Genomic DNA, 26103 nt, shown 5'->3' on the forward strand with positions numbered 1-26103 from the left:
ATGCTAATTCGAATACATTTATATAAAAACAATTTCAAATATATTAATCAATTGGTCTATATTGTTACTCCAATATTAAAATACAAGGTAGTCCAATTATGATTCCATTTAAGACAATAATTACTTATGATAAAACACAAAGTATTCCTGTTTATATTCAAATAAGTAATCAAATCATTCAGTTAATAAAGAGGGGGATTTTAAGTCCTGAAACAAAATTGCCAAGCTCTAGAGCTCTGGCTGCAATGCTCAATATTCATAGGAAAACTGTTATTTCAGTTTATGAAGAATTACTTTCTCAAGGGTGGATAGAAATAATTCCTTATACAGGAACATTTGTAAGCGGTTCATTGCCAATAGTTAAGAAACAAACATTGAACCCCACGGATTCAGCCCTTTTGGAAAAAAACAAGGCGGGATTTTCATACATCAAAAGCAATCTAAATTATGTTGATATTATTAATGATGATTCTAAACTCTTTATAGATGATGGTTTACCTGACAACCGATTAAGTATGGTCAATGAAATTGCCACGGCATATAGGAGTATAGTTAAAAGGAAAAAACATCACATTTTAGGATATGATTCAATTTATGGGAATTTAAGGCTTAGGGAAACTTTAGTACAGTATCTCAATCAAACTAGAGGTTTGTCCATACAAAAAGACCAGTTATTGACCACAAGGGGCAGTCAAATGGGGATTTACCTCGCTACAAAAATAATAGGAATTAAAAATGGAACTTTTGTTGTTGGTGCTGTAAATTATAAATCAGTCGTTGATACTTTTAATGAAGCATCGGCCTCCGTAAGTATCATAAATGTCGATAAAGAGGGACTAGTTACTAATGAAATTGAATTACTATGTAAACAAAAAAAAGTCGCTGCAATTTATGTGACATCTCACCATAATCATCCTACAACCGTGGCTCTTTCAGCCCAGAGAAGAATGCATTTACTAGAGTTGGCAAGACAATATAGATTCGCGGTAATTGAAGATGACTACGATTATGATTTTCATTATGACAATGCTCCAATATTACCTTTGGCCAGTAATGATACAAATGGAAATGTAATATATATAGGTTCATTGACTAAAACAGTAGCTCCAGCAATTCGAGTAGGGTATTTAGTAGCCCCTAAAGATTTTATATTCGAAGCTGCGCAACAAAGAAAATTTATTGACAGACAAGGAGATACGCTCCTAGAACTTGCAATTGCTCAAATCATAGATGAAGGAAGCTTGCAAAGACATTGCAAAAAGGTATTGAAAATATATAAGAGAAGAAGAGATTTACTTTGTAGTCTGCTAAAAAAAGAGCTCAATGATTATCTGTCGTTTGATGTGCCTGATGGGGGAATGGCAATTTGGGTGCGCTTAAATAAAAAATATAATTGGGACGTCATAAGGAATGCAGCTGCTAATCAAAAATTAATATTAAATGATTACAGGTTATATGACTACGGAGCAACCAATCATAATGCAATTCGAATGGGTTTTGCATCCCTTAATGAAACAGAAATTGTTAAAACTGTTTCAATTATAAAATCAATACTCCTTGATACATATGAAGAAGTACAACACCATTAAAGATCGTCTATTTGAACTTTGCTTATTAAATCTCCATTAAAATCATTGTCCTTTTGTCAACTCAATCGCCTTCTCCAAGGTTTCATCCTTGTCTGATTTTAACCCTTCAATAGTCTTGGAAACATAAATGTCCGGGATTATTCCAATCCCGTGGTGCTGGGAGCTATCATGTTTCAATACTTTCATTCCTGTCCAGCTAATGCTAAAACCCCCTTCAAGATCAAATTTGTTTACATTGCCGTTTGTTCCTGCGGTAGGTTGTCCGATTATCGTTGCCAAGTCGTACCCTTCAATAAAACCCATATAACTCTCGGCATAGCTTATAGCCTGTCCGTTTGTTAGGAATATAATCTGTTTGTCCCCAAGGTACGGTTCTTTGCTCCGCAGAAACCAACCGTGTTCTTCATAGCCGACTATATCTTTGTGATTTGGATAAATAATCTTGGGAACTTGCATCCAGGAAGATGATGTGTCATCCTCCTTTAATAAATGGCAAAGGAACATATGGTTTCTATTGGGGTATCCCCTGAGATCACATATGATAGATTTGGATTTTACCAGATCGGGAAGTAATTGCGTTATAGTATCCATTTCTATCTTGCTCAGATTTAGATAGAATACATTCTCGTTTATCCGCTCATACATCGCCTGCCTTGGTGGTTCGTTGTAAGCTGTGCCAGGCCTATTAAGTTCGATATCCTCACCTTTGACCCTTATTATCATCTTTTGGTTAAAAGCTCCCAAAAGACTTTTCCGTTTTGCTTTATAATCAAGCCACCCCTTTGTACCAGCTGAGATTCTTGAGTGGGTTTCCTCGAAATGTTGCTTTGAGGTTTTCCCATCAATATGGGTTACTTCATCACCAACTTCCAAAGCAAGCTGGTCGTCCAAAACGTTTGTGATCACAAGTTTGTCCTCTATCCATTCCCATGTGATCCTAGGGGTAAATATGTTCATTATCCCCCTATAATTAACATACATATGACCATCATTTAGGGGCGAAGTGAATTTTTCCAATGTTATATAATGGTCATTTCCGCTTTTATCCAAATATGATTGCACAAGTGCCTTTTCAAGTTCTCTGTCCCAATCAATATCGACTACATCCAAATAGGGATAAAAATGTTGGAAGACATTGTACGTGTTTATGATGTTGCCCAATCTTACCGACAACATGTTTGTCGCCTTTAAATTGTACTCATCAGGCTGGGTGGAATTCAATTCCTCCTGTAGTTTATGGAAGCTCTCCCTTGAAGATTTGGGATAGGTTCCCTTATCATTTGAATATAGCACCAATGGCAGCTGACAAATTAATGAATCCCCGATCACTTCTTGGATCAGCTTACCAAACTTCGGTGAGTGGTCAAAAATCCTTTCACCGATCTCAAACTTTGATTCAAGATCTGAATAAAGTCTTCCCGATCCATTTCCGTTATACGCATCAGCATGAACAATATCCGACCTATAACCATTCCCTTTATGGTACCAAGTATTCTCTTTTGGGGTTTTGGAAATACCCTCATCCTCAAATCCTGGATTATGGACGGGAATGGTTTTCCATGCACCATTATCCCAGTAGGACAGCTCCACATTATCCATGAATACTTCGCCATTGCCCTTAAGTGCCGCTCCTATTTCAATATATGCATTGGACTTATCAATTTGGGTGACAATTTCATAGGATTTCCATACATCAGAAACAATAGCCTCCTTTTTTAAAGTTGTCGTTCCATCATTGTTTATCAGGGCCATCCTCATGTGCGCCTTTGCTTCCATTGAACTTTTGCATCTCGCCCATGCCCTGATCCTGATTTTTTTCCCCTTATAATCGGACAGGTCATAGGAACTGACCAAAAGGCCGTGATTCTTTGGGCGTTCTTTTTTAGTTCTTCCGTTCACACGAACACTTTGGTAAGGTGCTTTGTACCCCGGGTTCATTCCCAGGCTTACTCCCGTGTGCTGCCAAAAGGTCAATTTATATTGACTTGTGTTTAAAGGTGTTATAGAAGCTATATCGTATCCCTGCCCTTCTATAGCGGAAAAATTTATGGACGGTGCAAGTGGGGTGAAAAGCCTTTGTAGTTCCCCAACCAGTTCTTCCCTGTTTTTACATTTTTCCACTCGGGCCGCGCCGTAAGAAGCGAATCTTTTCCAATCAATTTCTGATGCCTCGTCACTTGGATGAAAATATTTGACATAGCCATATACCTTTGAGAAAGTCCTTAAGTTGCTGATCTGTTGCTCCGATTGGGCATTGACGACGAGTCCAACAATCAAAGCAATCAAGTATAAAACCCGTTTATTCATTTATCGTTTATTTGGACTTTAATTTTAAGATTACCCCTTCAATAATTTCATCAAAATCACTTATACTATCGAAATCATTGTATTCAGCCTGTTGTTGTGGCGTACTCCCACCGAAGATTAAATATTCAAAGAGATTATTAGCTCTCATATAATTTTGCACGTAGTAGCGTATGTTTTCCATATCCTGCTTTAAAGCTTTGGGAGGGTTTTTACGATTATATTGTTCAAGCAAAATACTATACTTCTTCCTATATGTTTCTAATTCTACAATATGCTTTTCCATCCTTTTTTCGAACTTTATTCTTTTGAATTACTATGTAGTTCTGAATTTATTTTTTCTGTTAGTTTTTCTTTTTCTGATTTCACTAAAGGTTTTAATTCAACTCCCTCTAATTTATCAAGAAATACTTTTGCTTTTAAAAACCGTTTGAGTTCAAATTCAATTAAAGCTAGATTTAGTATTACAATTGAGGTATCATTATCTGTTCTGAGACCCACTTTGAGTGCTTCTGTAAGTTCTAAATGTCCATTTTCAAAATCTTCATTCTCGGTAGCTATCATTCCTTTTACAAAATGATAGTAGCCCTTTTGTTGCTTTGATAATCTTGCAGGATTCTTGGTTTTATTAATTAGTTTCTCTGCACTTTCAAATTTTCCTTTTTTTAATTTTTGAAAAGCAGCGTATACAGTACCATATTTGTAGTATCCATAAATAATCAATGTCCCCGCAACTATAGATAAACTAGCATCTAGATAATTACTTTGGGAGAAAAGGTATGCTCCCAGCACAATACTTAATATCACAAGGCTAATCCTAGTAAGCGGAGAATACATTTATAATTTTTGATTTTTAAAGAGTTAACAAATCCTTTATTTAAACTATTTATTTTCATATTGAAAGTAGAAATTATTTTTTAGAGGTTAGTTGTCTTTTTGATATATCAGGTACTAGTACCTTTATCAGACCCATAATTCCGTCTACTTAACTACTTTTTCGGTTTATTTACGCTTTCATATTTAAAGACATAAAGCAATGAGACAAATGTTCATCCTCATGATAATCATGATATTCGGTACGGTTGAAGCGCCTTTGTTTGCACAACAGAATGACTTCATTAAAGAATATCTAGAGCGATTCGAGAATTCTAGGAAGTATCTAATCGCGGTAGCAGAAATGATGCCAGAGGATAAATACGGTTTTAAAGCAACCCAAGAGTCATTGAGTTTTGCTGAAAATTTAATGCATATAGGGTACGCCATGGATTGGCATAGTCAGTCATTATTGGGGGGAAGAGAATCTAGAGACTGGAATACAGATACAAGATTTAAGGTTTCCAATAAATCCAAAAAGGAAATTATCAAAATCATTGAAGAAACATTCGATGAAACCATTAGGTTTATCCAACAATTTGACATTGCTCAATTTGATGAAGAGCTGGATTATTTCGGTTTAAACAGAACAAAGCAGCAGATATTCCTATTACTGGTTGATCATATTACCCATCACAGAGGACAAATTCTTGTATATCTAAGATTAAATGGATTGGTCCCACCCAGATATGTCCTTTATCAATAATCGTTTATTTAAACTTTATTGTAACTAATAGCATTGACTAAAAGTTCCTTAATAACACTTTTTAGATAATCAGGTTCTGGAAACAAGTTTTTTGAATACAACCAATTCCTTCTTATCCCTATGTTAAATCTTCCTGTTCGTGACCTGAATCCAGGATTAACATAAAAATTAGAATTCTGTAATATGATGCTAGCTTCGTTTGGCCTAATTATCCATTGTAATCCTCCTCTATCTGGTCTTGTATCCTTTAAATGGCACTCCAACCCTTGATTAGTTACTTTTAAAGTTGTTTCCTGTTTAGAAGTGACAAAAACTACTTGACTTAAAAGCTTCGAATCATTCTCAAGTTCTGGTGTAAGGGATGCATCATCTGGCTCATCCTCTTGATCTGGTGATTTTAAATAAGTCATATAGGCAAGGTAAGCCATAATTACCGCGGTGAGGGCCATTACAACTTGTGCTATTGTGTTAATAAGTTCCATTGCACAATTCAATAATTTACATTCAATATAGATTTAATCGTTTATTTAAACTTTTAGCTGTTTATTTTGTTCAACAACATTTCAGCCTCAATATTTTCCTTATCCATTTGTAGCGCCAACTCCAGGAACTTGATTGCCTTTTCATTGTCCTTTTCGTAAAAACAACTTCTTCCAAGCAGGAAATTAAGATATGAAGATTCAATTTTATCAGACTTTAGCCTATGAGTCAATTCTATAACTTCCAATTCCCTCCCAAGATTGCTCAACATATTTAGGGCAGCTTCCCAATCTTTTGTGGTGAATCTACTTGGATTGATCAATCCCTTCATTTCAGGGGAATCTTTCAAAAAATAAAAAGCTGGAAGATACACCGACCAATTGGGATTTTCCGAAATTCCCTTCTTGACCCATTTAACGGCATTTTCTTTATTGTCCAGTAATATGTTGGCTGAAGCAATTCTTGAATACATCCCGGTCCATCCATCAAGCATTTTCTCCGATTCTGACAATTTTTTAAGTGCCCTTGATTGGTTTCCTTCTCTATGAGCATAGAGTGCTTGGTTTAGCCTAATCCTTCCATAATGGAAATCCATCAATTTTTTCAGGTCATCGACTGGACTGCTGGAATGATCCACCCGCAGGTCAATCTGATTGAACCAATCGTTGTTGGTGCCTTTTACGACCAAGGCTGCCGACTGTTTCCCAGAAATCTGCCCTCCCGACCGTTGACCGGACACAAGGCTTTCCATGAGTCTTTGCGCAAGCGTCCCATTGGCCGTTTCAAAAGATCTGGACATACTGGTAAGCACGCTATCTTCCAATTGGTTTCCCATCACCACATAGTTCTTTCCTAAAATCTGGGAGGCATTCCCGTTCCAATATTTTAATGATTTTCCAGTAAAGGCATAAACGTTTCCATCTTTATCAATACCTGAAACCTGCCGATAGTTTGCTTGGTCATCTTTGTTCTTGGTATATTGGATGGCGTCCATGATGGACTTTCCTTCCCTTAGCTTTTCAAAACCAGCCTGCGCATAACTGGGTTCTGTTTCGGCGATTACAGAAAAAGCACCGAGTCCCGGTTCTATATAAATTGTTGAATTTCCAACATAGATATTGTTGGTCGCGACAGCGATTCCCCATTCCTGCGTATGCTCATCATATGCCAAAATCGAAAAGGTGGAATTGATATTCTTTCCCTTCAACAAGGATGGCAAATTCTGGGAAAATGAAATTAGGGAAACGAAAAAAAGGGTAAGGGCTGTAATTGGAAGTTTCATGGTGTTTTACTTTGATTGATAATCATTAGATGGTAACTAGTCTGATATGTTACACAACATGTAGATAAATCTTATCACCTACCCGATGGAATCCTTTATTTGAACTTATAGCCATTCATAAGAGATAGCTATTGCAATAATTTCGTTTGCTTTTTTAGATAGAGGAAAATTCTCTGTCATAAATTTAACTGCATTATTCTTGCCAACGTGTATGCTTTTATTGTTCCAAAGTTCAAACCTGCCTGACTCTTTCCAAATTTCATTTACTAGTTCTTTTTCTTGATAAGAAAGTAAATCATTCTCCTTAATATATTTGATAAAGTCTGAATCTCTACCACCCTTAAACCCAAGAATTACATTTTCAAGATTCTTCATCGTTTATTTGAACTTTGTTTTCATAATTCTGTCCACAGTTTGTCCAAGTTCCTACTTAATTTCTTTGAAAATTCAGTTTGGAGCTATTGTGGTGTTTTTCAATGGCTATACTTATCCACCTTGATGAAATAGTAATTTTCAGATATGTCTCGTCCCTCTTTGGGGGTAATATTAAATTCAATTCCGTCTTCATGAATAATCCCATCATAATACTCTTTTTTTGACATCATTAGTTCGGAATATTTGTCACTATAAATAGATTTAAAAAGTTCTTCATAACGTCCTTTAGGTTCCGCTAATTCCCTCAATTCATTAGAAAGTTCATGGTCAAATAAATCAAAGGTCACTGTATTCCCACGCACACTGTATCTTCCCCAATCAAAGTCTAAGTTATCCTTATTAAAATTGTTCTTGATTTTACTGAACTCATATGGCCACCAGACACTTATTAAATCACCATTTTCATAGAACCTTATATACTCTCTTGTTCTGCCATCAAGTCTAGCACCATAGTAAACCCCGTCGGTTCGTACAGGGTAGTTTTTTTAGAAAAATTAGTAATAACTAGATGTGCTACAATAGCAACTGCCAAGCCTATAATAAAAGTGATTGCCCAATATTTTATTTTTTTCATCTTGACAAATTTCATCAAATCCTTTATTATACTTTCACCAATCTCGTATGACCATCTGTTACTCTATGATTTGTTTTAAATTGTACTTTATTCTTTTACAATTTCATTATTCCATAGATTGTTTATATACTTTTTCAAGTCAGTATTTTCTTTTATTTGGTGCGAGAACACAATTCCGCTTATATCAACATGGGGTTTACTTCCATCATCTTTAATTAAACCCATAAATTCAATCATATACACCGAAGTGTCATAAAGATTATCACCATTAAGAGTATAGTTCGATTCAATTATTATTGGTATCCTTGAAGTGTCTAAAACTTTAAATTTCCCTGTTTCAGGTAGAATACTGTCTGCTATAATTTCTCTAATTTGAAATTTAGGTGAAGATATATGAAGTAGATTTTCCGGTGGTCGTATTGGCCAGTTATCGTCCGATATTATATCCGGATAATAAGCAGTAGCTTTTTGTAAAATCACATTCTTATTTGTTGGGATTATTTTAATAGTTTCATTGTCTTTATCATAAACTCCTGTCCAAACATTTTTAAACTTGTCTAAATATTCTTGTTGAGATATCTCAAGTGCTTTTCGAGAAATTGAGCAACTGCGAACAGAAATAGTTATAGCAATTAGTGATAGTCCAATTGTGATTAATTCCATTCCTTTAATTTTTTTCAATTTCATTCAGAGTATATTTTTAGCATTGTTTACAACCTGTATACATTGACGTGAAGAGACTTTGTTAATTTATACTTTGTGCTATAAAAACAATATAATCAACCAACCCTTCCTTCTCAGTATAGTTCATGACACTAGTGACGTAATAGTTTCCTATATCAAATGATTTTTCCTCAAACTTTTTCTTATTTGCATCACTTAATTCATTGAAAAAACTAACCTCGTAATTAAAAATATCTCCCTTGGATGGAACAATTTCCAAGTCTACATCTTGAAAAAAAGAGTATGTCTTAGGATTGAGGTTCTTTTGAAAATGTAATTGAACTCTTATCATTTCATCGTTTTTTAATCATAAAAGAATAGAAACTCTTTATCCAAATCCCTTTGCATAATTGAGCTCATTGATTACGAAGTTTATGCTGCCACTATAACCTCGATCTTTTTATATATTTCGGAAAACTCATTTGCAATATCTGCATAAACATCAGTTTTTTTGTTTTCATCTATTATTTCAATTACGGCGGAGTAATCTTGTTTATAGCTATCGGACACTTTACCTCTTGTATATAATCTTAACCTTAGTTCCCAGTACCCTGAAGAATATGATCTAGAAAATATTTTTTCAAATTGAATGATTGGGTTCCATGGTAAATTATACTTGTCATCGCTTGATATGTTGATTTCTTTTTTTCCAGTTAAGGTGTTTTTATAAAGTTTGGCCGTAATTCGTGCTCCTGAATATTCTTTGTTATTATCAGGATTCACTATTGGATCATAGGTTATTGTAATTTTTATTTTAAGTTTTGTTTCCTGTTCATTTGCGTTTAGTGTAGAAGGTACATGAAAACCTATAAACTGATAATTTTCTTGATCCAATTTTCCTTCATAAATATAAGCTGCGTTATTGTCTCCGGCTCTTAATGCTCTATCAACATTGGGCTCTCCAAACCCAACATAATTTAATGATGGTTCATTCAATTCTTCATGATTACTTCTTGGGTCTGTAAAGTGGCATAGTAGGCCCTTTACTAGATTTGGATCACTATGCGGATATGAATCAAATAATCTTTGGGCATACTGAGAAATCAAAGGTGTTGAATGACTTGTGCCGACGTCAATTGCCAAATTATTACCATCTTTTGAAATTCCATAGGTGGCAAGACGTAAAGAGTGGTCATATGGACTAATCAGATTACCTCCATGAGCAACCAACTCAGGTTTAATTCCTCTATCAGCTCCTGGGCCTTTCCTGGAAAAAGGAGACACAACATTACTACCAGACAGAGCATTCGGGTTTGTATGTTTTGCTATTGAACCAATGGTTAATCCCAATAAAGATTCGGCAGGGCATCCAATTCTTGAATTTGCATTGCCAAAATGACCGTTTGGAAAATCACCCAATAGACTGGTCATATTGCCAGCAGCAATTACAAACAGAACTTTATATTTCTTAGATAAATAATCTAAAAGCTTGGCTATATCGGAGAATTGTGCATCACTGATTGGTGAATCGGCCCCCAAAGAAAGGTTGTATACTTGAACAACACCACTATATTTATCAACTACATCCTCAATCGCACTCATTAGCAAGAACTCACTTGGGCCTAATAACTGGCCAGAATGGTCTACACCAAAGACAGCTAAATCAATTAGGTTGCAGTATGGTATTAGATTATGTGACCCTAAACAACTATCAATGTTATCCCCAAATACGCATCTACTGGCAACAAATGTTCCGTGATTATAATCACAATCAATGGAAGCAGAGTCAACATAGACAAACCTATCTTTTATTAAGTCATCCATTATAGGGTTTTTGCTTATGCCCGAGTCAACAATGCAGATAATGGAGTCAGACGTTATTTTGTCTATTTTTAAGGGGTTTGGTAAGGCTTCCGTCGGCATTGCCTGTGGGACAAAAAAAGTTTGACTTAATTTAATTTCCTTGATAGTGGAGTAATCCGCTGCTATTTTGGCTAAATGTTTAGCTTGCAGTTTGCAATAAATGATTGTTATACCATTTTTGAAATCTCTTTTACGGATAATTGTCGAGTAATTTCGCAATTCTACCTCAATTGAATTTGAAATTGCCAAAAGTTCCTTTTTGGAAATTACGCTAAATAAGTTTATTGTTATCTCTATTTCCTCTTCTGATTCGAAATCTATTTTTCTAGAAATTTTGGTTTCCGGTGGAATACTGGAAATGTTTTCTATTGGAGCGAAATAGGTCTTTCCAGTATTGTCAGCTGACTCGATGTAGTTGTTAAGTCTTTCTTCAAATTTTGGGAACTTATCCTTACCAATTTTAGCCGTACCAATCGACTCGTTATTCGTAGAAAAGGATAAGAGTTCAAATCCTAAATTTTCAATTTTTTGTTTTTGACTCTTGATAGTAACCTTATCCGGCGTTTCTAGTTGCAGGAACAAGTCACTAGTATATTCAATATCTTTTTTGGATAAGGTAGATTTTACAAAGTTTCGAGTTAGAGTCCTTAACCTTATCCCGTGTTGCGAATGGTTAATACGTTTAACTGTAGGTGAAAATCCTTGTTTTTCATATTTCGCATTTCTAATATTTTCCTTTGGTATTTCGTAGTGAAATTTATCCTCGCCCATGTTTAACTACTTATTTTACCGAGAAATGCCATTAAGGTACATTTCTTCAAAACAATTGAATTTTACAAGAAGTTTCGGGGAACAGTGTGAAGATATGGCTTTCAATAAAAACTAGATTATACAAAACCCTTAGTTTTTTTATGGATTATGTCTACTTTTTTAAACTTATTCAACGTGTTTATGACAAAGAGCCTCCTCTAAATTTTGATTCTTGTCCCAAAACAATGTACCGCATTCTTTACAAGTTCTTCTACCTTGGTGAGCCAAATATTTATAAAGTGTTCTTTTAGAACCAACTTCAATTAACTTCATAATTTCTTCGATACTTAGCTTATTGTCTCGGTAGTACTTTTCAGCTAGAATAGCTTTATGTTTTGCTTTCTGACCTAAACCAGGTTTTCTCCCCAGTCGAACACCTCTGCGTCTTGAACTTTCCAGACCGGCCCGAGTCCTTTCGATAATAATGTCACGTTCCAATTGGGCAATCGATGCGAATAGGTTGAACACGAACCTTCCGTGGGGAGAAGAGGTGTCAATAAAATTCTCCTGAATGCTTTTAAAATGGATTCCCCGTTTCTCAAAATCCTCGATTAATTTGACCAAATGAGAAAGGCTCCTTGCAATACGGTCCATTTTCCAGACGACAATTGTGTCGCCTTCCCTTAATTTGGAAAGTAATTCGTCTAAACCCTTACGTTCACTTTTTGCTCCAGATGAAATATCAGCATAAATATTCTTCGGTTCGATGCCTTCCTTCAAAAAAGCGTCAACCTGTAAATCATGTTTTTGGGATTTTGTGCTCACCCTTGCATAACCAAATGTCATTCCGTGTTATTTAAACATGTACAAGGTAAACTTTAAAAGTGTACGGTTAAAGTAAACTTGCCAAGGGTAATGAACAAGTTTGGAAACAAAAGTTTACAAAAACGGTGATTAATTTTGCTTCGCTTCACTTGACCAACTAAAAGAGAAGAAGGGTTGAGTAGGTGAAAATCCCCGCATTGAAAGGAATAACGGCTGTAAAAAAAAACAGCACATTAAATATCCGAACGAACCCAATAGCTTATCTCGGCCTTTACAGCAAAAAAGCAAGCCAATCGGACCATATTGACATAATGCGTATCTCCACGGGACTAATGCTCGTTGACCGTCAGCGAAAAGCAGAACTCCTAGAATCTGGCCAGGCTGAGATAACGACCTGAAAAAATTTATGAACGAGTTAGAACGGTTATAGAAACGGCCAATAATCTTGATTGACGTTTTTTAATCGCTAAAATCGAGCAGGAAAAGAGTGTGCCACCCATTTATGCTCGGTTTCATCCAGAGTGGCACACATAATGGTATCCCCATCAGTTCTTACATTGACCAGCCCATAATGATTTTTTTCCATGACCCTGGAACGCCATGCACTTTTAATCGTGTTTTCTGGTGAGAGGGGGCCATTGGGCTTGGTAAGATTAAAGTTTACTTTGATATTTCCCTTTTTGCCCTCTTTCTCAATAGGAGTTAGTATCTTCTTTTGTTCCCTTACGGCCTTTCTTAAAAATCGATTGGCCTCATTTTTATCTTTTATTGCCTTATGCTTCCAAAATTGTTCCGGACTTAGGTGGGCTTTGTCGTTGAATTCATCCAGCTCACGGCCTAAAATGACCCCGTCCAACGTGTTGGAACCGATAGGCAATCCTTCAAAATCAATTCTGTTGACAGCCCCTAGGGTAACACTTCTTTCAATTTCAGTCATGTAGATCAAGGGTGTAATAAGCTTATCTTTATGCCTATCGATATTTTTGAAACCTGTTGTTGCACTTGCGCCAACTATTTCGGGCCTTGGATGTGCATGACCCTCTGCATCCCCAGATGATATTATAGTGGCGGCAGCTTTTATCTTTTCAAGAAATTTATAGGATATGTCATTGCCTCCATGGTGACATGCTTTAGCAACATCACATTCCCAGGCACCAATCCTGTCCCCATAGCAATTACTTATCCAGTCCATGCTTTCAGAGTTCAAATCTCCTGTCAGCAGAATTTTCGAATCCCCATAATCAATTCTCAGGCAAATGCTGTGTCCGTTGGTGTTAAATGATTTTTTACCAAAATCAGGAAGGGTTTCCCTCCCTTTACCATCAACAAAAGATACCGGTCCAAGAATTTTGATTTCACAACCATGCTTTGTTTTCCAAAGATTGGGAAGGTTTCTCCCAGAAGAAAGAACATTTCTGTCAAGGGTTATTCGTTCCACCTTCGTGCTAACACTATTATTCAGAACATCATTGATAAATGATTTCCAAGGCCCGGAAAGTTTCTCGACACTATCTTTTGAAACCGCACCTTCTGCATCGCTTCTATCCCCCAGAAGTTGTATAAAGCCTTCACTGGTGGCAGCACCAAGGCCTTGGGAGTGTTTTGGGTTTGCACTTGTATTGTTTCTCCATCTGGAGAGTCCTGGATGGTGGAAGGTCTTGATGTTCACTTTTAAACTGTCCAACTCGCGGTCGGACATTGGACTGTCAGAGCGGACTAGGTCATGTAAACCGCCATAGTGGTCATTATCAGAATGTGAGGCCATCATACTATCAAGGTCAATTTCAAAAGCCCCATAATCCATGAAAAATTTCCAATCTATAAAGTCGGCAGCATTTTTCCCAGTGAGCTGTTTCGTTCTTTCAAGTCCCCCATCAATTAGTAAATGTCTCTTGTCAGGAGTGCAAACTAAAACGCCGTCACCTTGGGTAACATCCACAAAGTATACTTCCAATAGGGGTTCGCTCACCAAATCCTTAGTACTCATTTTGCCATGTGTACCGCGAACCCGGACCTCACATATACTTCTTCCGCGTTTTGAGATTTGCACAAGGTCTCCCCACAACAGTTTTTTGTTTTTATTTTTGGCTGTTTTCATGGACTTTACCAAGCCTGAATTTGAGGTCCCCGTTTTTCTTACATAAGCTATTTCCACAAGATGTTTTGAAAGCACAAAACCTTGTTGGCTCTTAAACTTAACCCTTGTCCATTTAGTGTTCTCCAATTGGTTGGGAAGTTCAACTTCATCACCCCACTTTAACGTTCTAAGTACGGAAGCAGTTTCACTGCTGTTCGATTTCAGTTCGGTTCTGAACTTTTTTCTGAACTTGGCCCTTAATTGTCTTTTCTGGTATGGCTCACTTGAATTAACCATACTGTTTTCTTCGGAGTATGCTCTTACCCATCCTTTGGTCATAGTATAAAGAGTTAAAGAGTTAAACTTATGTCAAAAAAATATCGAAACTCAGATAAATCGGACATTTTTCGGGGAAAGTACAGCTAAATATATAAAAAAATCTTATAGTATTTGCATTATGATCCGATAGATCTCAGTTACGTAATTAATGAAAAAGTCGTATAACCAGCATAAGGAAATTTCTTAGAAGCAGTTTTCAAGATAAGCTATTTTGAAGTTTACTCGAATAATCTTCATCATATACACTTCCCTTGTCAATATGATTATGTTGATAGTGATTTCTTTAAAATAAGAGGAATACTATTAAGCACCTACCAAACACACCATAATTAGTCCTTAAAATTTGACAGCTCAAATTCGTTTTATTCGATGTTGGAAAATGCTATTCTAACCAACCATGATACTTGATTTCTTTTGCCAGCAACTGAAAACAACTTAATTCTTTAAAAACTAGGGTTTTTACGCAAAAATTAAAAACAAAAATCTTAGTCAAACTATGGCCTTTATACAACAAAAACACTTTATCAATAAAATTGGTTTTTAATCGAGTACTATTCTATTCTTCAAGATAAAATCAATATTTAAATCTCTCGTTCAGAGACATTTACCTCCCCAAAATATTTGTTTTCGGATTATTTAATTTCCAGTAATCCATGACAAGCTTTGATTCACCCTTAAAGAAACGTAAGATGCAAAGAGTAATTAAAATTCTGTTTTTGGTTTTTGCAGTTGGCTTTGCCAATGGACAAGAAAGATTGACCCTTAAGACTAAATATAAAATCAAAAACAAATACGGACCAAATCACGTTCAAAAGGAGATTAAAAGATTAAAGGATGTTGAAACCAAAATTGAACGGACCATTGAGGAAAAATTCAAAATAAAAGATTCTATTACCGGTAAAGTTGAGGATACGGTCGTTATCAACAAGATTACGGTGACCGAAAAAACATCCATGGAAAGCAAAGAGGGAAAAAAATGCACGGAATGCCCAAATGAGGCCAAAGCTTTTTTAAAGCTTCAAGAAGATAAATTATATGTAAACTATTACCTCAACAACCGAAATGTCAAACAGGACAGCACCTATTATTTCAATTCCTTGGGAATCGGAACCTTTATCGGATGGGACCAAGCCATGGGAAGGGGGACTAATATTTGGGATTATGATGGTGCATTTTGGTTTGGGCTCTCCTTGGGCATTGACATATTCAAGTTTGGAAAAGTACCTGACTAGGTAAGCGAACAATTCCAATGCATTAAATTGCACCTATTTCTAAACTTGCTTAAATTTTATCTAAAGGGCTATTTTAATGACAGAAAACGGTGGTAAAAGTAAATCGGGTATCTAAGTTGCTAGCACAAAATAAAGGAGAGGCATTTTGATTGCCCCTCCAATATCTCCGATACAACATTAGCACTATATGCATTATATCTTTCCCAAAGCTTGAGAAAGGTCATCCCAAAGATCTTCCGTGTTTTCCACACCTACGGACAAACGAATCATTCTTTCAGTAAAACCAAGATTTCTTTTTCTTTTGCTTTCTACATCAGCATGTGTCATGGAAAAGGGGTGTTCCGCCAAACTCTCGGTTCCTCCCAGGCTTACCGCCAGTTTTATCAAGTTCAAATTATCTAGGACTTTAAACGCCTCATCTTCCGAACCTTTTATGTCAAAGGATATCATTGCCCCAGAAGAGGAATACTGTCTTTTGAAAATCGGATATGCTGGGTCAGATTCTTGAAGAAGGCCCAAATAATATACCTTTCCAACCTTTTCGTGCTGTTCAAGTCGCTGTGCCAATATTGCAGCATTCCTGGCCTGTTGTTCCATCCTCACCTTAAGGGTTTCAAGACTACGGGTCATTAGCCATGCTGTCCAGGAATCTGTCATATTTCCCACAAAGGTTCTAAATCCCTTTATTTGTCCGATTAATTCGGCATTGCCAGCACAAGCTCCAGCGATTAAGTCAGAATGTCCACCAATATACTTGGTAGCTGAGTACAATACCAAATCCGCCCCATGCTTCAAGGGCTGCGACCAAACCGGACCCATATAGGTGTTATCCACCACTAGAATCACCTTGTCCTCGGATGTCGAAAAGTGATCAGCCAGACGTTTGCACATTTCAAGGTCGAAAATCGCAGAGGTGGGATTGGTTGGTGTTTCTACATATATCATTTTCAAATTTCCCTGGCCCCTCGTTATTCTTTGTCTAATCTCATCTTCGGATTCCCCAGACTTGAACTCCAGTGTATCGATACCATAATGCTTCACCATTTTTGTAATGAAGTGATCGGTGCCTCCATAAAGCGGTGCCCCATGCAATAGTAAGTCCCCAGGTTTTAGCAATTCAAAAAATGTGGAGGTAATTGCTGCCATACCGCTTGAAAACACTGCGCAATCCTCTGCTCCGTCCCAAAGGGCAAGCCTTTTTTCCAAAATTTCTAGATTTGGATTGTTCAAACGGCTATAAATATTTCCAAGTCTTTCTCCTTCGGCAGCTTGATCAAGACCGTATGCTAGTTGGAAAAACCGCTTTCCTTGCTCAGCGGATTCAAAGACAAAAGTACTTGTTTGAAAAATTGGGGGCTTTACGGAGCTCTCCGCATTTTCGGGATTATGTCCATGCGACATCATTAGGCTTTCGGGTTGCATTTTTTTAGAACTTATAACACTCATAACTACAATTTTTAATTATTTCTAAAATTCTGCAATACTTTTTGCGGACAAGAAAATTATTCCCCAAATGCAGGTTAGTCGACCCCAAATCCAACATAGGCAATAAAGCCATGATTGGATTGAACATTAAAGAGTTTTATAGGGAAGTTTGCCAAAATGTGGTGGAAGGAAAAATAGCTTTATAAATTCAGTTTGTCCAGCTCTCGATTAACTGCCTCAGAATCTATTCTTTCGAAAAAGTGTATAACCTTACCTATTTTGATTTTTTCTATCTTATAATCTCCATCTAGTATTTGCTGAACATCATCAGTCTTGATTTCGAGATAATCCTTTAATCTCCTACATGTAAAAGGGAGCAAAGGCTCCATATACGCTACTAGGACTGCAACAATTTCCATACATAGGGCTAGAATGTACTCTGCTGAATTTGGGTCATCCCCCATTATTTTCCAAGGACTGGTTTCATGTAACAATTTATTGCCCTGTCTGGCAAGGTTGATATAGGTGTCCGAGGCTTTTTTGAACTCATAGCCATGGATATACCGATCAAATTCCACTTTGAATTTTTCAATGTTGGAAAAAACGTTGTTTCGAAGGTCTTTTGATCCGGTGTCCGAAACATTCTTGGGAAATCCTACCCTCCCATTAAAATTTTTGTGAATCAAAGAAAACGTCCTGTTAAAAAACCCTCCTAAAACACCAACAAGATCACTGTCCACTTTGGCTTGAAATTCTTTCCAAGCAAAATCGGAATCTTTGTTCTCCGGCATGTTGACTGTCAAATAGTACCTAAGGGCATCCTGCTTTTCCGGAAAGCGTTCCATGTAATCGGTAAGCCATACGGCATGGTTTCTGGAAGTTGATATTTTTGATTTCTCCAAATTCATGAATTGGTTTGCAGGAATATTTATCGGAAGGGTATATTCACCATGGGCGTGGAGCAGAATAGGAAAGATTATGCAGTGGAAGACAATGTTGTCCTTACCAATAAAATGAACCAATTTTGTATCCTTGTCTTTCCAGTATTTCTCCCATTCATTTGTTAAGGCTTGTGTTGCGGAAATATACCCAATAGGAGCATCTAACCATACATATAATACTTTACCCTTTGCATCCTCCAAGGGCACCTTGACCCCCCATTCCAAATCCCGTGTCATAGCCCTTTCACGAAGCCCCTGTTTGATCCATGATTCACATTGTCCCAATACGTGTTTTTTCCAGTGTTCCTTTTTTTGGCAATCCCGTATCCATTCAGAGACCCACTGCTGGTATTCCTGCATGGGAAGAAACCAATGTTTGGTCCTCCTCATGACCGGAGCATTTCCGCTCAAGGTCGATCGCGGATCGATCAGGTCGGATGGACTCAAATCACTCCCACAACTTTCACATTGATCACCAAAGGCTTCTTGATAGTTACACTTCGGACACTGTCCTTGAATGTACCTGTCGGCAAGGAACTGTTCCTCCTTCTCATCATAATATTGTTCAACCACCTTGGTTCGGAATACATTTTTACCATTTAATTTTTTAAAAAAGTCCTGCGAGACCTTATGGTGCAGAGAAGCTGAAGTTCTGTGGTAGATATCGAATGAAATACCAAATTCCTTGAAGCTTTGTTTGTTGATAGCATGGTATTTTTCAACGATTTCCTTAGGTGTAGAATTGATGGTTTTTGCACGCATTGTGATTGCGGCCCCATGCTCGTCCGAGCCACATATAAATTTTACATCATGTTTTAATAACCTTAAATACCTTACATATATATCGGCCGGCACGTAAGCACCTGCTAAATGACCTACGTGCAGAGGACCATTGGCATACGGTAATGCCGAGGTAATCAAGTATCGTTTAACTTCCCCCATTATACTGTTACGATTAATTTTGTTAAAAATACTTAGTTAACCCTCTCCCATGGTAAGTATGGTTTCCCATAATGACCAAAAGAAGCTGTTTTGAAATAATTCCAGCCTGATTCATCCAACAAGGATTGTGGGTTCGAAAGACTGAGGAAATCAATAATGAATTCTGGAGATAAATCTTTGAATTTCTCAAGGACGTATTTGGACAAATCTTGCCCCGAATCTGTTACAGCAGTGACCATTTCTGATTGCTTCTGTCCTATCCCATATGCCAGGTTGACCGTACACGCTTTTGCACCCTGTATTTTGTGCGCTACGATATGTTTTGCTATATGTCTGGCCATATAGGCTGCAGACCGATCTACTTTGGTAAAGTCCTTGCCGCTATAAGCTCCCCCACCAACAGGTACCCTAGGACCGTAGGCATCAATGACTATTTTACGACCGACTACCCCCGCATCACCGATGGTTCCCCCAATAACGAAGGTGCCCGTGCCATTTACCTTGGCAATATCTTGAATGGCCGCGCTGGTGCTGAGCTGATACTTATCCAATACGGGCAGCAGTGCATATTGGATCATATCACGTTTGATTTGGTCAGTCCCAACTTCTTCCGAGTGCTGTACGGCAATAATAATGCTAGTTACCCTGTTGTTCGTGAAGTCAAGGGTGACCTGTGTTTTGCAGTCAGATTTTAGATAGGGTAATTTTCCTTGTTGTCTAAGCTCCTTGACCTTTTTACAAAAATCTCTTGCCACGACATATTCCAGAGGTAACATATCTTCAGTTTCGTCGGTTGCATATCCTATCATGATACCCTGATCACCTGCCCCAAAGTTATCGGTGCCAGTAAATGAGCTGCCATTATGTAAGCCACTACCTGCTCCTATATCCAATGATTGTGGCTTGACATAGTCTATAACGGTAAGCACTCCGTGATCGGAATAGCCCACTTTACGCCAAACTTCTCGTGCAAGTTCTTCAATGTTGATTTGTGCGCTAACAGCAGCGCTGGTCTTTATTTCACCGGAAACAATCAACAGATTGTCTTTGGCCAGACATTCAATTGCAGTTCTGACTGCCTTTTTCTCATTGGGATCTTTCGTAAGTCTGAGTACGGAATCCAGAATATGGTCGGCTACCTGATCACAAAACTTATCAGGATGACCATTGGATACATGTTCTGCTGTTCTTATCATGGGAATATCATTTTGTTAACCCAATGATCTCAAAAATCGAATGGTTATAGAAAAAAAACTCTCAAATCGCAGGTCTTAGTACCCCAAATGCAGTCTTGACTAGAGTTTAAGGGCTTTCAGGTTTCATTTATTTCCAGCCATTTAAGTAATTTGGGCTTCCAATTCCTAGGAATGGCTATAGGAAACGTTTCTAGATGGCTGGTGCCAAAAAACAACTGATTTCCCCTTACCTTTTGGATATAATCACGGTTAAGGACAATACTTCTGCCCATTAAAAAGAAATTGTCATAAAAACGGAAATGGGTGTCAAACAACTCGCTTTGCAAATTGCCCTTGACAAGTAAATATTGCTTTCTGTTTCGGATGAGAATTTCATTGTAATGTCGATCCGATTTTATCAATATTATGTCTTCGTAGGGTATCGCCTCATATTCGCCTTTATTCAACTTGGCCCAAAAACGAGCTTTTGCACTTGGCAAAATGGTGGTTCGGTGAATTGACTTTTTTTCAGATTTTGCCAAGTGCAGAGCTTTTTCCAGCGCCTTTCGGAAACCAGCATGTTGCCAGGGCTTTTTGAGGAAATCACAAAACTCGATTTGTTCCGTTTGTTGCAACAGGTGATTATCGGTAATCCCTGAAATGAAAATCAATGGAACATCATAAAGTTGATGGAGTACTTCGGCAAAGTTCACACCACCATATCGGTCTTTACCCAACTGTATATCCACAATTGCGAAGTCTGGTCTGATGGTCCTAATGGAATTTACGGCCATCCTGAATTCTGTAAATGGTCCAATAATCTCACATTGCCCATTGAAATAATTGTTTACCATTTTGGTTATTCTTTCCGCTTCCAACAAATCATCTTCTAGTACAAGTACTTTCATATTTTGTTTGTTATTAGATCAAAGGTGAATGTCACCAGACTCTGCCCGGCTTCCCTTGATAGTTTTGGATTACCGTTTAACGAGGCAATTAATCGGTTTACTATGGACCATCCAAGGTTTTTACTGTTGGTAAAGCTCTCTTTAAAATGTTCATTGTCGCCATTATCGGAATAGCTAAAGTGGCACTCTTCCTTTTTAAATGAAATATGCAATCCAAATTTTGGGTTTCTTGTCCTGGAAACACCGTATTTGACAGAGTTGTTTACAAGTTCACATGTAATGAACGCGAGAATTGAGGCTGTGTTTGCGGGAATTTTTCTTGACGCTATTTGATGGTCGAATACTACATTCTTTTCCTCAAGTCTGTGGACAACACTAAGTTTCCGTATTAGTACAATAAAGAATTCACATATATCTATGATATGGCCATCATCAGAGCTTTCCAAAAAGTCATCAATATCAGAGGTGGAGATTATCGTGCTATATAATTGGCTAAATAACCCGATTAATCCTTCATTGTGTTCTTCAATTTGTTCAATCGTTCCCATGAGCCTATTGAAGTCATTTTGCTTACGATGCTTAACTTCCTCAACAAGTATATTCAAATCGATATTTAGTTTTTCAACCATTCTATTTTTGTCTTCTAGTTGATAATTTAAATTTTTCAACTTTTCTCTCGATCGACCTATGATGAAAAGTAATACTGCCCCTATAACCAAGGCTATGGCGATTACCCATATCACAGTATTTTGTTGCTGATTCAATTTTTGTTGCCATAACACCTGTTCTTGGGCTTTCCTTTTTTCTCCCTCAATAAGGTTCTTTTCGTATTGATTTAATTTTTCAGCTACTTCAAGCTGTTCCGTTTGAAAGATTTGGTCCTGAAGGCTTTTCCATTTTTTGTAATGGTCCAATGCCAAAATAGTATTGCCTGTAAGTTCATTCCATCTTGATTTTAAATAATGGAATTCGGCCAATAAATTTTTGCTATCGGTACTTTTGAGATTTGTTTCGCTAATATCCAAGTATTTGGAAGCTTCCCGAGCTTTAGATTGGTCCAAGTACACCTTGGCAATATTATTGGATGTAAGCACTATACTTTGTGCATTTTTTTCAACTAATTTCAAATCCAGAGCTTGCTTAAAATAAATCAAGGCACTATCAACCTGCTTCATCGCAAGAAAAACTTCTCCTATATTGTTCAAGTTAGCCGCGACACTGGTAGTTTTGGACGAGACCCTTTTCAATGTAACAGCCCTTTTGTAATAGTACATGGCACTATCGTATTGGGCCAATTTAAAATGTGCACTCCCTAGGTTGTTGATTGCTTTAGAATATCCTGATGTATCTTTTTGAACAAGGAGTTCCTTAGAGGCATTTTTTAAGTACTGTATGGCTTCTTTAGGTTTTTCCTGTATCAATAAAATGTTGGCAACGCTATTGTAAATAGAACCCAGTTCCTTTCTATTTTTTGTGTTATGAGATATGTTCAAAGCCTTTAGGTAATATTCAATGGACGTATTGAAATCCCCCATTTTTTTATACGTAATGCCAATGTTCTTGTATCGACTGATCACACGTCTTTGGTCGCCAAGGTCCAAATCGATTTTTAGTGACTGCTTATAATAATATAGACTACTATCATACTGGGCCAACATATAATGATATAACCCTATATTGTTAAGTTTACTTGATATTTTGGATGCCTCCTCCAATTGTTGGTACCACAACAAGGCCAAACGCTCTTGACCTATTGCTTTCCCAAATTCATTCTTTCTATAATATCCATCCGCTAAATCGGAAAGACTATCACCTTTTGTTTGCTCCTGCGTGTAAACCAGGCAAACCGAAAGGGACAAAATTAGGAAGCAAGCTTTTCGAAAAAGTTCCAAAATTGAGAATTTCCAGGATGATAAATTTATCGATTCAATCAATGCGCTTCCCAAAGATGCACATAAAATCAAGAGAGCCCATCATTTCTGACGAGCTCTTACTTTTTACTCTTCTTTTGTTGGAATCTCTTCCTCTTCTGTGGAAGCCGTAGTGGCATTGACCGCATCCTCCTTGGTAGGAATCTCTTCCTCCTCAGTGGTGACAACGGGCATCAACTCCTCATACGTCTCAACAGAATCAGATTTATCGCAACTCCAGAAACATGCCATTAGCACGCAACCAAAAATTGACGCTTTTAAATTCTTCATCTCCAGATGGATATTTTCGATGATAAAAGCGTCTGCGCAGACTATTGATTAGGACATCAATACTGTTGTTCCAGCCATAGTCCATTTCTGGCCTTAACCCAACAGTACAGGAAAAATCGGTCATTATCCGTTTACAGATCGTTTTATGGAACCCCATCGATCGATGATGTGCTTTTCGACAAATGATTACGGCTTTATTTTCTGTTATTTCAACACTCTTGATTTTCCGTTCTTTGTTATAAAAAGCTAATATTGATACATAATCTTTGGTTTCCATCTCACTCTTTTTAAATTGCATTAGGCCTTATGCGATTGTCATTGCAACATTACATACATATCACAAGCACCTGTTATCGAAACATTTACGATATTTTCCCAATGTTTTTACGACACTTAATTTTTTAGCCTATGCAATTGAATGAAGAAGAGACTGAAATCCTACGTCAACTTTTTAATGAACTGGTTTCGTTAAGTGGGCTAACAGGAGCTTTCCAAAACTTATCAAGAGATGATGTATTGAACTTACAGGCCAAGGTTCGGCAAGAACTAAAGGAAGAAGGAATACTACAGAGCATCGCCGACACTCAAAAAACGGTCGAATATCATATCGGGGAAGGTAGGCAGTTTTATGACTATGGCAACGATTTGTCAAATGGAGTTTTGCCATTTAGCGCAGATAAAAAACTCCTCAATGCCGTTGCCTATTATGTCACACGGGGAGAAATTAAATCTTGGTTTGAATACAAAATAGCAAAAGGAGATAAATCTATCTCCAGCCCTAGGTCAAAGCCTATTTCTTTCTCCGACAATGTGATTATTTCATCTTATCTTAATAAGCTTATCGATAAAAGTAGTATAGGATTTGATGAAGATGAAAAAATCGAATTTCAGGAAGCTTTTGGTAAATGGTATTCTTCGGCGGACTACTCCGTATATCAAACCATAGAAGCCAATCGGGTCGAGGATGATCATTTTTATGAAGATGAGCGTTTAGACATCAATAGCGAGGAAAAGTTAAAGCCCATTCGGAATTTACTCGAAGATCACTTTGAAGCGACCAAAAAGCAGAACCATCAATATTCCTTTACATTTCTGATTGCTGATTTTGGCAAGGGAAAATCAGTATTGATGAATCAACTCGCATCCAGCTATGCAAAAACCCTTGTTTCCTCGGAGTACTCTTTAAAACGCACTTTTCCTATCCATATCAATCTTAGGTTGGCTTCGGATTGCCTATCCAGGGAAGCCGGACTCATTGAGACGTATTGCAAGCGCTACGAAAATTTTAAAATTGAAGATCTCAATGATTTTGAAAGCATAACCTTTTTACTGGATTCTTTGGATGAGATGAATCCCGAAATTTCTTTGACATCCATTATAAAAGATATTCTTCCCGTTCTGGAATTGAAAGGAAACATAAACTCAACATTTAGGTTTCTGATTGCTTCTAGGCCCATTCCTTCTTTAGAGCATATTTTAAAAAATTCAAGATTAAACCACTTTCAACAATTGAATTTGAGTCCAAAGGTAATGGACCAAACCCCTATGTTCATTCATGTGTTTGGATTTAAGGAAGACCAAATTGAAAAATTTTACCAAGGACTAGGCGAACAATACTTTGAAACCTACCGCAAACTGATAGAAAAAAAGATTCTAAAACTCGATGAATTCAGACGCCCCTTATTGAACTATATACTCTTCAAGGCAGTACAGAGTGGGGCAATATCCCCAAATCCCGCCAAAATATCCATTTATCTTTCCTTCATCAACCTCTTAACCATTGAAGCAAAATATATCGGTGATCCTGATATCCAAAATGTAAGGATAAGCAAACAACAAGAAATGCATTCATTTCGCCAGCAGGCTATCTTCCGCTCTATACTTCACGGAATGGCCGTTCTTTGGTCGATGAACAAATCTGGTTTGGGCACTTCGGCCTTTAATGAAAATAAGGTCCAAATGAACAAAGCCTGCTTGGAAGATATACTATTGGCGAAAGATGGTTCCCAAGGAAAGAAGAATATGGCCAGGGTCCTAGTTGCATATCTATCAAATTCCTACTTTGGTTTGCGGGGCGAAAACTTCAATTTCAAACATCAGTCATTTGCTGAAATTCTTCTTGCTGAATATTATATCAAGGTTTTTTTGGTATTTGTTTTTGACAAAAGGGATGAAAATACCTTGGGCAATTACCTATCTATAGGCAAGCCAACAAAAGTGAGTCTAACTTTTTATCGAGAGCTTTTAAACCTTCTAAAAAAATCCATTGTTGAAAATGGAGACAATTCCGAGAGTATTGAAGCCAGAAGATTGCTGTCCCCTTTAATCACCAGTATTTCCATTCCCGAGCCCAATCAGTTATATAGCGAAACGCTTGATAGTATCTGGCGAACTAGAAAGAATCTCGATCATTTCGAAAGAGCGGTTAAATACCCCCAATCGAAGTCCTTCAAGATTGGCCGATCACCCAAGAAATAATCGACTTGATCATCCAATTATGTGAAAAAAGAATTAATCAT

24 protein-coding genes are annotated in these 26103 nt (G+C 37.2%); 4 read left to right on the plus strand and 20 right to left on the minus strand.

Annotated features, from left to right (window positions below; genetic code table 11):
- Nucleotides 1-98 precede the first annotated feature (98 nt).
- Entirely contained in the window at nucleotides 99-1589 is a 1491-nt protein-coding gene (locus tag LV704_RS06000; RefSeq protein ID WP_163421255.1) for a PLP-dependent aminotransferase family protein, read from the plus strand.
- Between the two features lie 42 nt (nucleotides 1590-1631).
- On the opposite strand, the gene LV704_RS06005 is transcribed toward LV704_RS06000, so the two are convergent.
- Genes LV704_RS06005 through LV704_RS06015 form a run of 3 tightly spaced genes read right to left on the minus strand, consistent with a single transcriptional unit; the run spans nucleotide 1632 to nucleotide 4730 of the window.
- Nucleotides 1632-3896, minus strand: coding sequence for a S41 family peptidase (locus LV704_RS06005; RefSeq protein ID WP_163421254.1), 2265 nt, complete (start codon nucleotides 3894-3896; stop codon nucleotides 1632-1634).
- Between the two features lie 7 nt (nucleotides 3897-3903).
- On the minus strand, nucleotides 3904-4179 hold the full coding sequence (locus LV704_RS06010) for a hypothetical protein (RefSeq protein WP_163421253.1): 276 nt from the start codon (nucleotides 4177-4179) through the stop codon (nucleotides 3904-3906).
- A 14-nt stretch (nucleotides 4180-4193) separates the two neighbouring features.
- On the minus strand, nucleotides 4194-4730 hold the full coding sequence (locus tag LV704_RS06015; protein ID WP_163421252.1) for a hypothetical protein: 537 nt from the start codon (nucleotides 4728-4730) through the stop codon (nucleotides 4194-4196).
- Between the two features lie 199 nt (nucleotides 4731-4929).
- Here LV704_RS06015 and LV704_RS06020 point away from each other — a divergent pair, with 199 nt between their 5' ends.
- A complete protein-coding gene (locus LV704_RS06020) occupies nucleotides 4930-5472 on the plus strand; it encodes a DinB family protein (protein ID WP_163421251.1) in 543 nt (180 codons plus the stop codon).
- 8 nt (nucleotides 5473-5480) lie between these two features.
- Here LV704_RS06020 and LV704_RS06025 read toward each other — a convergent pair whose 3' ends face one another.
- The 10 genes from LV704_RS06025 to LV704_RS06070 form a co-directional block, all read right to left on the minus strand.
- Nucleotides 5481-5954, minus strand: coding sequence for a hypothetical protein (locus tag LV704_RS06025; protein ID WP_163421250.1), 474 nt, complete (start codon nucleotides 5952-5954; stop codon nucleotides 5481-5483).
- 53 nt (nucleotides 5955-6007) lie between these two features.
- Entirely contained in the window at nucleotides 6008-7234 is a 1227-nt protein-coding gene (locus LV704_RS06030; protein ID WP_163421249.1) for a DUF1028 domain-containing protein, read from the minus strand.
- A gap of 105 nt (nucleotides 7235-7339) precedes the next feature.
- The gene (locus LV704_RS06035) at nucleotides 7340-7609 is read right to left on the minus strand and encodes a hypothetical protein (RefSeq protein ID WP_163421248.1); all 270 of its coding nucleotides are present in this window, start codon (nucleotides 7607-7609) and stop codon (nucleotides 7340-7342) included.
- 98 nt (nucleotides 7610-7707) lie between these two features.
- The gene (locus LV704_RS06040) at nucleotides 7708-7971 is read right to left on the minus strand and encodes a hypothetical protein (RefSeq protein ID WP_163421247.1); all 264 of its coding nucleotides are present in this window, start codon (nucleotides 7969-7971) and stop codon (nucleotides 7708-7710) included.
- 110 nt (nucleotides 7972-8081) lie between these two features.
- Nucleotides 8082-8243 (minus strand): hypothetical protein, encoded by a 162-nt coding sequence (locus LV704_RS06045; protein WP_163421246.1) that lies wholly within the window; start codon nucleotides 8241-8243, stop codon nucleotides 8082-8084.
- Between the two features lie 87 nt (nucleotides 8244-8330).
- Entirely contained in the window at nucleotides 8331-8930 is a 600-nt protein-coding gene (locus LV704_RS06050; protein WP_163421245.1) for a hypothetical protein, read from the minus strand.
- Nucleotides 8931-8988: 58 nt separating this feature from the next.
- Entirely contained in the window at nucleotides 8989-9258 is a 270-nt protein-coding gene (locus tag LV704_RS06055; protein WP_163421244.1) for a hypothetical protein, read from the minus strand.
- A gap of 80 nt (nucleotides 9259-9338) precedes the next feature.
- On the minus strand, nucleotides 9339-11540 hold the full coding sequence (locus LV704_RS06060) for a S8 family peptidase (protein WP_163421243.1): 2202 nt from the start codon (nucleotides 11538-11540) through the stop codon (nucleotides 9339-9341).
- A gap of 165 nt (nucleotides 11541-11705) precedes the next feature.
- On the minus strand, nucleotides 11706-12365 hold the full coding sequence (locus LV704_RS06065; RefSeq protein WP_163421242.1) for a recombinase family protein: 660 nt from the start codon (nucleotides 12363-12365) through the stop codon (nucleotides 11706-11708).
- Between the two features lie 445 nt (nucleotides 12366-12810).
- Entirely contained in the window at nucleotides 12811-14760 is a 1950-nt protein-coding gene (locus LV704_RS06070) for a ComEC/Rec2 family competence protein (protein ID WP_163421241.1), read from the minus strand.
- Between the two features lie 689 nt (nucleotides 14761-15449).
- Between LV704_RS06070 and LV704_RS06075 the strand changes: the two genes are divergently transcribed.
- Nucleotides 15450-15992 (plus strand): hypothetical protein, encoded by a 543-nt coding sequence (locus LV704_RS06075; RefSeq protein ID WP_163421240.1) that lies wholly within the window; start codon nucleotides 15450-15452, stop codon nucleotides 15990-15992.
- Between the two features lie 192 nt (nucleotides 15993-16184).
- Here the strand turns inward: LV704_RS06075 and LV704_RS06080 are convergent, their stop codons facing one another.
- The 7 genes from LV704_RS06080 to LV704_RS06110 all read right to left on the minus strand — a co-directional run bounded on the left by LV704_RS06080 (nucleotide 16185) and on the right by LV704_RS06110 (nucleotide 23861).
- Nucleotides 16185-17438, minus strand: a complete 1254-nt coding sequence (locus LV704_RS06080) for a cystathionine gamma-synthase family protein (RefSeq protein WP_163421239.1) — start codon at nucleotides 17436-17438, stop codon at nucleotides 16185-16187.
- Nucleotides 17439-17617: 179 nt separating this feature from the next.
- Nucleotides 17618-19300: a methionine--tRNA ligase gene (gene metG / locus LV704_RS06085; RefSeq protein WP_163421238.1), complete on the minus strand. Its 1683-nt coding sequence runs from the start codon at nucleotides 19298-19300 to the stop codon at nucleotides 17618-17620.
- Nucleotides 19301-19332: 32 nt separating this feature from the next.
- A complete protein-coding gene (metK, locus tag LV704_RS06090) occupies nucleotides 19333-20496 on the minus strand; it encodes a methionine adenosyltransferase (protein ID WP_163421237.1) in 1164 nt (387 codons plus the stop codon).
- A gap of 116 nt (nucleotides 20497-20612) precedes the next feature.
- Nucleotides 20613-21383 (minus strand): LytTR family DNA-binding domain-containing protein, encoded by a 771-nt coding sequence (locus LV704_RS06095; RefSeq protein WP_163421236.1) that lies wholly within the window; start codon nucleotides 21381-21383, stop codon nucleotides 20613-20615.
- Nucleotides 21380-23242, minus strand: coding sequence for a tetratricopeptide repeat protein (locus LV704_RS06100; RefSeq protein WP_163421235.1), 1863 nt, complete (start codon nucleotides 23240-23242; stop codon nucleotides 21380-21382). The genes LV704_RS06095 and LV704_RS06100 overlap by 4 nt, the downstream gene beginning before the upstream one ends.
- A 138-nt stretch (nucleotides 23243-23380) precedes the next feature.
- The gene (locus LV704_RS06105; protein WP_163421234.1) at nucleotides 23381-23545 is read right to left on the minus strand and encodes a hypothetical protein; all 165 of its coding nucleotides are present in this window, start codon (nucleotides 23543-23545) and stop codon (nucleotides 23381-23383) included.
- Nucleotides 23520-23861 carry a hypothetical protein gene (locus LV704_RS06110; RefSeq protein ID WP_163421233.1) on the minus strand — a complete coding sequence of 114 codons (342 nt, stop codon included), beginning with the start codon at nucleotides 23859-23861 and terminating at the stop codon, nucleotides 23520-23522. The genes LV704_RS06105 and LV704_RS06110 overlap by 26 nt, the downstream gene beginning before the upstream one ends.
- Nucleotides 23862-23992: 131 nt before the next feature.
- Here LV704_RS06110 and LV704_RS06115 point away from each other — a divergent pair, with 131 nt between their 5' ends.
- Complete coding sequence (locus LV704_RS06115; RefSeq protein ID WP_233782155.1) at nucleotides 23993-26062, plus strand: NACHT domain-containing NTPase; 2070 nt, start codon at nucleotides 23993-23995, stop codon at nucleotides 26060-26062.
- The last annotated feature ends 41 nt before the right edge of the window (nucleotides 26063-26103 follow it).

It is taken from the genome of Flagellimonas sp. CMM7 (genome assembly GCF_021390195.1).
Lineage (GTDB): Bacteria > Bacteroidota > Bacteroidia > Flavobacteriales > Flavobacteriaceae > Flagellimonas.